The organism is Phaeacidiphilus oryzae TH49 (genome assembly GCF_000744815.1).
Classification (GTDB): domain Bacteria; phylum Actinomycetota; class Actinomycetes; order Streptomycetales; family Streptomycetaceae; genus Phaeacidiphilus; species Phaeacidiphilus oryzae.
The window spans coordinates 6,183,418-6,190,926 of record NZ_JQMQ01000005.1 but is presented as its reverse complement, the minus strand read 5'-3'; the positions used below and the strand labels follow the sequence as shown (position 1 = coordinate 6,190,926).

The 7,509-nt window shown below is 72.7% G+C and carries 6 protein-coding genes; all 6 read right to left on the bottom strand.

Going from position 1 to position 7,509, the window contains the following annotated elements; genetic code table 11:
- Positions 1–3: 3 nt before the first annotated feature.
- A complete protein-coding gene (locus BS73_RS31230; protein WP_051941196.1) occupies positions 4–2,505 on the bottom strand; it encodes an alpha-mannosidase in 2,502 nt (833 codons plus the stop codon).
- Positions 2,502–3,170 (bottom strand): D-sedoheptulose-7-phosphate isomerase, encoded by a 669-nt coding sequence (locus BS73_RS31225; protein ID WP_063837102.1) that lies wholly within the window; start codon positions 3,168–3,170, stop codon positions 2,502–2,504. The genes BS73_RS31230 and BS73_RS31225 overlap by 4 nt, the downstream gene beginning before the upstream one ends.
- Before the next feature lie 95 nt (positions 3,171–3,265).
- Positions 3,266–4,354: an ROK family protein gene (locus tag BS73_RS31220; protein WP_051941195.1), complete on the bottom strand. Its 1,089-nt coding sequence runs from the start codon at positions 4,352–4,354 to the stop codon at positions 3,266–3,268.
- 7 nt (positions 4,355–4,361) lie between these two features.
- Positions 4,362–5,294 (bottom strand): carbohydrate ABC transporter permease, encoded by a 933-nt coding sequence (locus BS73_RS31215; RefSeq protein WP_200886744.1) that lies wholly within the window; start codon positions 5,292–5,294, stop codon positions 4,362–4,364.
- Entirely contained in the window at positions 5,281–6,219 is a 939-nt protein-coding gene (locus tag BS73_RS31210) for a carbohydrate ABC transporter permease (protein WP_051941620.1), read from the bottom strand. The genes BS73_RS31215 and BS73_RS31210 overlap by 14 nt, the downstream gene beginning before the upstream one ends.
- 5 nt (positions 6,220–6,224) lie before the next feature.
- Positions 6,225–7,460 (bottom strand): extracellular solute-binding protein, encoded by a 1,236-nt coding sequence (locus BS73_RS31205; RefSeq protein WP_051941194.1) that lies wholly within the window; start codon positions 7,458–7,460, stop codon positions 6,225–6,227.
- Between the last annotated feature and the right edge of the window lie 49 nt (positions 7,461–7,509).

The following is a 7,509-nucleotide window of genomic DNA, read 5'->3' as shown; positions in this document are numbered from 1 at the left end:
GCGTCAGGCCCCTTCCCCGGCCGGCCCCGCCGCCACCGCGGCGGCGGTGCTGGACGGCAGCTCCAGCAGGTCGGTCTCGACGACCGGGGCGGCGGGGTCGGCCGGCACCCGGAAGGTCTTGATCTCGTGGGCGCCGAACTCCGCCTCGATCACCCGGCCCTCGCCGAGCATCGGCAGCGCGATCCGCGCCCGGGTGGCCGTCCCCTGCGACTCGTAGCCGCGGACGATCACGTCGCCCGAGTCGTCCTCGTCGCCCTTGACCACGGTGACCAGCACACTGCCTGCGCCGTCGTCGGCGTTGGCCGCGCGCTGGGCGATCGGGCCGGCGTGGAAGGTCTCCAGCAGCGCGAAGGACGGCTGGTTGAGCTCGGCCGCCCGCCGGGCCGGGTCCGCCGCCCGCCAGTCGGCGCCGTGCGGCAGCAGGAGGTAGCGGAACTCCTGGCGGCCCTGGTCGAGGTGGTCGTAGACGCCGTCCTCGTCCAGCACCTTGGGCTCGTGCCAGGCGTAGACGGGGCTGCGCAGGGCGGTCATGCCGATCTCGCCGCCGGTCACGTCGTGGCCGTGCTTGCTGTCGTTGACCACGGTCAGCCCGGCCCGGCCGCCGCCGGGGAGGGTACCGGTGACGTCCACCCAGGCCTGGGTGGGCTCCTCGGTGCCGTCGGGGGTGCGCTCCAGATGGCCGTAGGGGATCTCGTGGGTGGCGGTGACCTCCTCCAGCGCGGTGGGGAAGCGGAGCTTGAGCAGCTTGAGCTTCTCGTGCCAGTCGACGGCGGTGCGCACCTCGACGTGCCGGGCGCCCGCCGAGAGCACCAGTTCCTCGGCCATCGCCGAGTTCCCGTACCGGCTCTCGATCCGCAGCACGGCCCGGACCGGGCCGGACTCCACCAGCCGTACCCGGGTGGCCCCGAAGGCGCCGACGGCCTTGTCGTAGGCGCGGATCCGGTGGCCCCAGGTGTCGCTGGCGTCGTCCACGACCACGGCGTGCGGGCCGGGGTCGGCCGGGATCAGCTCCTCCCCGGTGGCCTTGTCGACCAGCGAGGAGAGCCAGCCGGTCGCCGGGTCCACCCGCAGCCGCAGGTGCTCGTTCTCCAGGGTGTCGGCGGTCGCCGTGACCGGGCCCTCGGCCGACGCGTCCGCGCCGGGCAGCAGGTGGTAGACCCGGTGGCCGAGCGGCGGCACGCTCGCCCGGAAGGCCAGCCGCCCGCGGTTGCCGTTGACGGTGGCCTCGGAACGGGTCAGCTGGACGGCGACCGGCCGGTCCTGATCGTCCGTCAGCCGGACCGCGGCCGCCTGCCCGAACTCCACCTCGACGTCCTGCTCCAGCGCCCACGGGTGGGGGTTGAAGACGACCAGCGGGACGGTGCCGTCCCGCAGGGGTATGTCGATCCGCCGGGCGACCGCCTGCACGGCCCGGTTGAAGACCTCGGCGGCGATCGAGCGGGCCCGCCCGTAGTCGTCCCGGGCGTCCTCGTAGGCGGACCGCAGCGAGGTGCCGGCCAGGATGTCGTGGAACTGGTTGAAGAGCACCAGCTTCCAGGCCTCGGTCAGCTTCTCCCGCGGGTACGCCTCGCCGGCGGTCGCCGCCGCCACCGAGGCCCACTTCTCGGCCCGCTGGAGGTCGTTCTCGGCCCGCCGGTTCCAGGCCTTGACGCCGGAGTGGGCGGAGTAGCAGCCGGGGCCGTGGTGCTGGAGCTCGCCCGCGTGGACGGGGACGTCCTCGCGGTCCCGGATCCGGTCGAAGAACCGCTCGGGGTGGCTGAGTTCGAGCTTGGGCAGCCCGCCGAGGGCGTCCAGCCGGGCGATCGAGTCCAGGTTGGCCTTGGTCGGGCCGCCGCCGTGGTTGCCGACCCCGTAGAAGACCATCAGCTCGGGCTCGTCCGGCGGCATCACCGCCAGCGACTTGTCCAGATGGCCGCCGATGTCGCTGCCGGGGGTGCAGTACTCGTTGGGCAGCCGGTAGGCGAGCACCCGGGAGCCGTCCGGGGCCTCCCAGTGGAAGAACTGGCCCGGCAGCACCTGCTCGTGGGGACCGGGACGGAGGAAGATGTAGCCGTCCATCCCGGACTTGCGGAGCAGCTGCGGGATGGTCGCGTTGTGCCCGAAGGGGTCGAGGTTGCAGCCGACGGTGGCGGCGGCGCCGAACCGGTCCAGCAGGTACCGCTGGCCGTACAGCGCCTGGCGGACGAAGGACTCGCCGGAGGGGATGTTGCAGTCCGGCTCGATCCACCAGCCGCCGACGATCTGCCAGCGGCCCTCGGCGACCCGCTTGCGGATGGTGGCGAAGAGCTCCGGGTCGTGCTGCTCGATCCACTCCAGGTACATCACGGAGTCGCAGGTGAACACGAAGTCGGGGTACTCCTCCATGCGGTCGACGGCGGACTGGAAGGTGGCCCGGATCTCCTGCAGGCCCTCCGGCCAGCGCCAGAGCCACACGGGGTCGATGTGGGCGTTGCCGACGAGGTGGAGGGTGCGCTCTCGGGACGCGGGGTGGACTGGGCTGGTCACTTGGCTGTCTCCCGCCGCTCGGCGTGGTGGTGGGTCCGGTGGGTCTCGGTGGCGGTCCTGGCGGCGGCGCCCGCCGCCCAGGCGTCGACCTGCTCGCTGAGCAGGTGGAGGAGGGTGAGGTGCATCTCCTGGATGCGCGCGGTGGTGTTCGCGGGCGCCAGCAGCACCTGGTCGGCGTGCGCGGCGGCGGGCATCCCGCCCCGGTCGCCGCCGGCGAAGAGGACGGTGGCGGCCCCGCGCCTGCGGGCCTCGGCCAGCCCGCGGACGACGTTCTCCGAGCGGCCGGAGGTGGTGAAGGCCGCGACCATGTCGCCGGGCCCGGCCAGCGCCTCCACCTGGCGGGCGAAGACCTCGTCGTAGGAGTAGTCGTTGCCGATGCAGGAGACCACGGAGGGATCGGTGACCAGCGAGACCGCGGGGAGCGGCCGGCGCTCCCGCAGATAGCGGCCGATCAGCTCGCCGGCCAGGTGCTGGGCGTCGGCCGCGCTGCCGCCGTTGCCGAAGGTGTAGAGCCGGCCGCCGCCCCGGTACACCTCGATCAGCCGCTCGCCGACGGCCCGCAGGGCCGGCAGCAGCTCGGACAGCCGCTGGGCGGCGGCGACGTGTTCGGCGATCTGGTCGGCGGGGCGCGGCGGGGCCGGAAGGTCCGTCGGGGACGCTGACATCGTGCTCCTGAGGCTTTCGTTCACTGGTGGTCGTCGGGGGCGTCTGGGTCGTCGGAGGCGTCGGGATCGTCGGGATCGTCGGGGGCGGCCTCGGTTCATAGCGGCGCCGGCACGGCCGCCTCGGCGGAGTCCCGGCCCGCCGTCAGCCGTTCGAAGGCGATCGCGGCGGCGCCCAGCACCCCGGCCCGGTCCCCGCCGGTGGCGAGCACCACCCGGCATGCGGCGGCGGCCGGGGCCATCGCCTGGCGCGCCACCGACTCCCGTACCGGAAGCAGGAGTTGGTCGCCGGAGCGGGTCACCCCGCCGCCGAGGACCAGCACCTCGGGCTCGTAGAGGTTGACGATCGAGGTCAGCCCGTCGCCGAGGAGCTCGGTGGTCTCCCGCCACAGCCGGACGGCGAGGGCGTCGCCGTCCAGGGCGGCCCGGGCGACGTCGGCCGCGCCCAGTTCCTCGGCGGGGTGCTCGGCGAGCGCCGTCCAGTGCCCGGCCGCGGTCTCCTCGCGGACGGCCTCCCTGGCCCGCTCGGCGATCGAGGTACCGGAGGCGTAGGCCTCCAGGCAGCCGCGCCGGCCGCAGCTGCGGCAGGGCCGGCCGCCGGTGCGGACGGTGATGTGCCCGGGCTCGCCGCCGTTGCCTGCCGCGCCCCGGTAGGTGCGGCCGTCGATCACCACGCCGCCGCCGATGCCGGTGGACACCGTGAGATAGACCAGGTGGCGGGTGCCGCGGCCGGCGCCGAACCGCCATTCGCCGGCGGCCCCCGCCGTGCCGTCGTTGTCCAGCACGGCCGGCAGGCCGTACTCCCGGCGCGCCAGCCCGGCGATCGGGATGTCCAGCCAGCCGGGGAGGTGCGGCGGGGCGATCAGGGTGCCGGTCGCCGAGTCCAGCGGGCCGCCGCAGCCGATGCCGCAGCCGAGCAGCGAGCCGTACGGGCCGGCGGTGTCGGCCGGGTCCGCGGCGTCCGCGCCGGCCGCCCGCAGGGCCTCGCGGCCGAGGGTGAACAGCCGCGCGAGGGCCGCCTCGGGGCCCTCCTGGACCCGGGTGGGGACGGTCCGGAACGACAGCACGGCGCCGTCGTCCCGCACCACCCCGGCGGCGAGCTTGGTGCCGCCGATGTCCAGCGCGAGCACCGAGCGCCCGGCGGGGGCGTCCTGACGGAGCGTCGTACGGGGGGACGTGGGAGTCATGGGTCGGTCAGCCCTTGCTTCCGGTGGTGGCGATGCCCTGGGTGAACTGCCGCTGGCAGACGAAGAAGGCGATGATCATCGGCAGGGTGACGACCACGCTGGCCGCGGCGACGATCTCCCAGCGCATCTCCCCGCCGTCGCCGAACTGGTCGAGCACCGCCTTGAGTCCGCGCGGCACGGTGAACAGCGCGGGGTCGCGCAGGTAGATCAGCGGCCGGACCAGGTCGGTCCAGGAGGCCTGCACCTCGAACATGAAGGTGACGACGAGGGCGGGCCGGCAGAGCGGCGCGGCGATCCGCCAGAACAGCCGCCAGTACCCGGCGCCGTCCACCCGGGCCGCCTCGAAGACCTCCCGGGGCAGGCCGAGGAAGAACTGCCGCAGCAGGAAGATGTAGAAGGCGCTGCCGAACAGGTTCGGCGCCCAGAGCGGGACCTGGCTGCTCGCCAGGTGGAGCTGGTTCCAGATCAGGTACTGCGGGACCATGGTCACCGCGGCCGGCAGCATCATCGTGCCGACGACCAGGCCGAAGAGGAGGTTCCGCCCCGGGAACCGGAAGTAGGCGAAGCCGAAGGCGACCAGCGCGCTGCTGATCGTCACGGTCACGGCCGCCGCGAGGGTGACCGTCACGCTGTTCCAGATCCAGGAGAGCAGCGGGACCGCGGTCCAGATCTCGGCGTAGTTGCCCAGCTGCCAGGTGTGCGGGATCAGCGCGTTGTCGAAGACGTCCGCGGACGGCTTGAAGGAGGCGCTGATCAGCCAGAGGAACGGATAGACGAAGACCACCGAGACGGCGGTGAGCGCGACGATCCGCAGCGTCCGCCGGACCGGGCCCTGGGCGCCCCTGCGGCGCCCCGGCGGCCGTCGGCGGCCGCGGACCCGGGCCGCCCCTCGGCGGCCTCCTCCCCCGGGCGCGTCATGAGCTCGGTCATCGCGGATCACCCTCGTAGTAGACGAAGCGCTTGCTGAGCTTGGCCTGGACGGCGGTGATCGCGAGGATCACCAGGAAGAGCAGCCAGGCCAGGGCGGAGGCGTAGCCCATGTGCATGTACTGGAAGGCCTCCTGGAAGAGGTACACCACGTAGAAGAGCGCCGCGTCGCTGCTGTAGGTCTGCGAGTTGGTGCTGCCGAAGAAGGCGGTGTAGGCCTCGGTGAAGGTCTGCAGCGAGGCGATGGTGTTGACGATCAGGGTGAAGAAGAGCGCCCCGGAGATCTGCGGCAGGGTGACGTGCCGGAACCGGTTCCACGGCCCCACCCCGTCCAACTCGGCCGCCTCGTACAGCTCCTGGGGCACGTTGCGGAGCGCGGCCAGGTAGATGATGACCGTCGAGCCGACCGACCAGAGGCTGGTGAGCACCAGTCCGGGCTTCACCCAGGCGCTGTCCGTGGTCCAGGACGGCCCCGGGATGCCCACCATCCCCAGGACATGGTTGATCAGGCCCTGGTTGCCGTTGAAGAGCAGCAGGAAGAGGATGCCGACGGCCACCGGCGGGGTCATCACCGGCAGGTAGAAGACGGTCCGGAAGAACCCGGACGCGCGGCCGGCCCTGAGCAGCAGCATGGCCAGCGCCAGCGCCGCAGCCATCGAGAGCGGCACCCGCAGCACCGTGAACACCAGGGTGTTCAGCAGGGAGTTGGCGACGTTGGGGTCCTGGAAGAGCTGCCGGTAGTTGTCCAGGCCCACGCCGTGGGTATGGCCGATGCCGTCGTAGTCGGTGAAGGAGAGCACCAGGCTGGCGATCATCGGTCCGGCCGTGAAGACGACGAACCCGATCAGCCAGGGGGAGATGAAGCCGTAGGCGGCGAGGGTCTCCCGGCGGCGGCCGCTGCGGTTGGCGGTCCGGGGTCCGTTCTGCTTCCGTGTCACGGTCCTCACCTCCGTTCCTCGTTGGCGAGGTCCAGCGCGGACTGGGCCTCGGCCTGCGCCTGGTCGAGTGCCTGCCGCGGGGTCTGCTCACCGGACAGCACCCGGTTGATCGCCGACTGCCAGGCGTTCTGGAACTCCTCGCCGGCCGAGTTGGCCGGCACCGCGAAGGCCTTGGGGGCGATGGCGTAGAGGGTGCGGGTGGCCTGGTCGAAGGCCGGCTTGCCGGTGGGCTTCCAGACGTCCTTCTCGATGATCCGGTCGGCGGCGATGTTGCCGGTGACGTCACCGGTGTAGAGGCCGCCGCCGTCCCGGACCTGCTTGGCCTTGGCCTCGGCGGCGTGCACCCAGGCCTTGGTGGAGGTCATGGTGGCGATGAAGGTGCAGGCGGCCTTGAGGTGCTCGGCGCCCTTGGGGATCGCCCAGCCGTAGCCGGAGGTCCAGTCCAGCGGCTGCCCGTCGCGGGCCCGGAAGACCGAGGTCCCCAGGTCGATCCTGGGGGTGGTGCCGGCCAGGCTGTTGACGTACCAGTCCTCCATCGGGAAGGCGCCGACCTGGTTCTTGACGAACTCGTTGTCCGAGCCGAACTGGTCGAAGGAGTCCCGCAGCGACTTCAGCTTCGCCCAGCCGCCCTGCTCGTTGACCAGGCCCACCGCGTAGGCCAGCGCCTGGACCGCCTTGGGGTCGTTGAGCTCGGCCGTGCGGCCGTCGGCGCTGATCAGGTCGGCGCCGTTGGCCTTGGCCCAGAGCGGGAAGAACTCGGGGATCTTGGGGTCGAAGCCGATCCTGGTGAGCTTGCCGCCCTTGCTCTGCGCGAGCTTGGCGGTGGCCTGCCGCAGGCCGTTCCAGTCCGCGGTGTCGAGCTGCCCGGGGCTGACTCCGTCCGCCTTGAGCACGGTGTCGTCCATCAGCACCAGCCGGCTGTCGTAGGAGTCGGGCAGGGCGTACACGGTCCCGTCGAGGGTGCTCTCGGCGATCGCGGGGCGGTAGTAGTTCGACAGGTCGATGTGCTCGTCCCGGACGCAGTCGGTGAGCGGCACCAGGGCGCCGCGGGCGGCGTAGCCCCCGATCAGCGCGCGGTCCATGTGCACCACGTCCGGGACGTCGTGCGAGGCGACCGAGGCGAGGAACTGCTGCGGGTCGAAGGCGCCCTGGTCGACCCGGACCTTGAGGCCGCCGCCGAGCGCCGCCTCGGCGGTCGACAGCCGGTCGGTGGCCAGGGCGTCGCCCAGGCCGAAGCCCATGGTGGTGAACGTCGACCGCGAGCTGTCCGCGAAGCTGACGCCCCGCAGG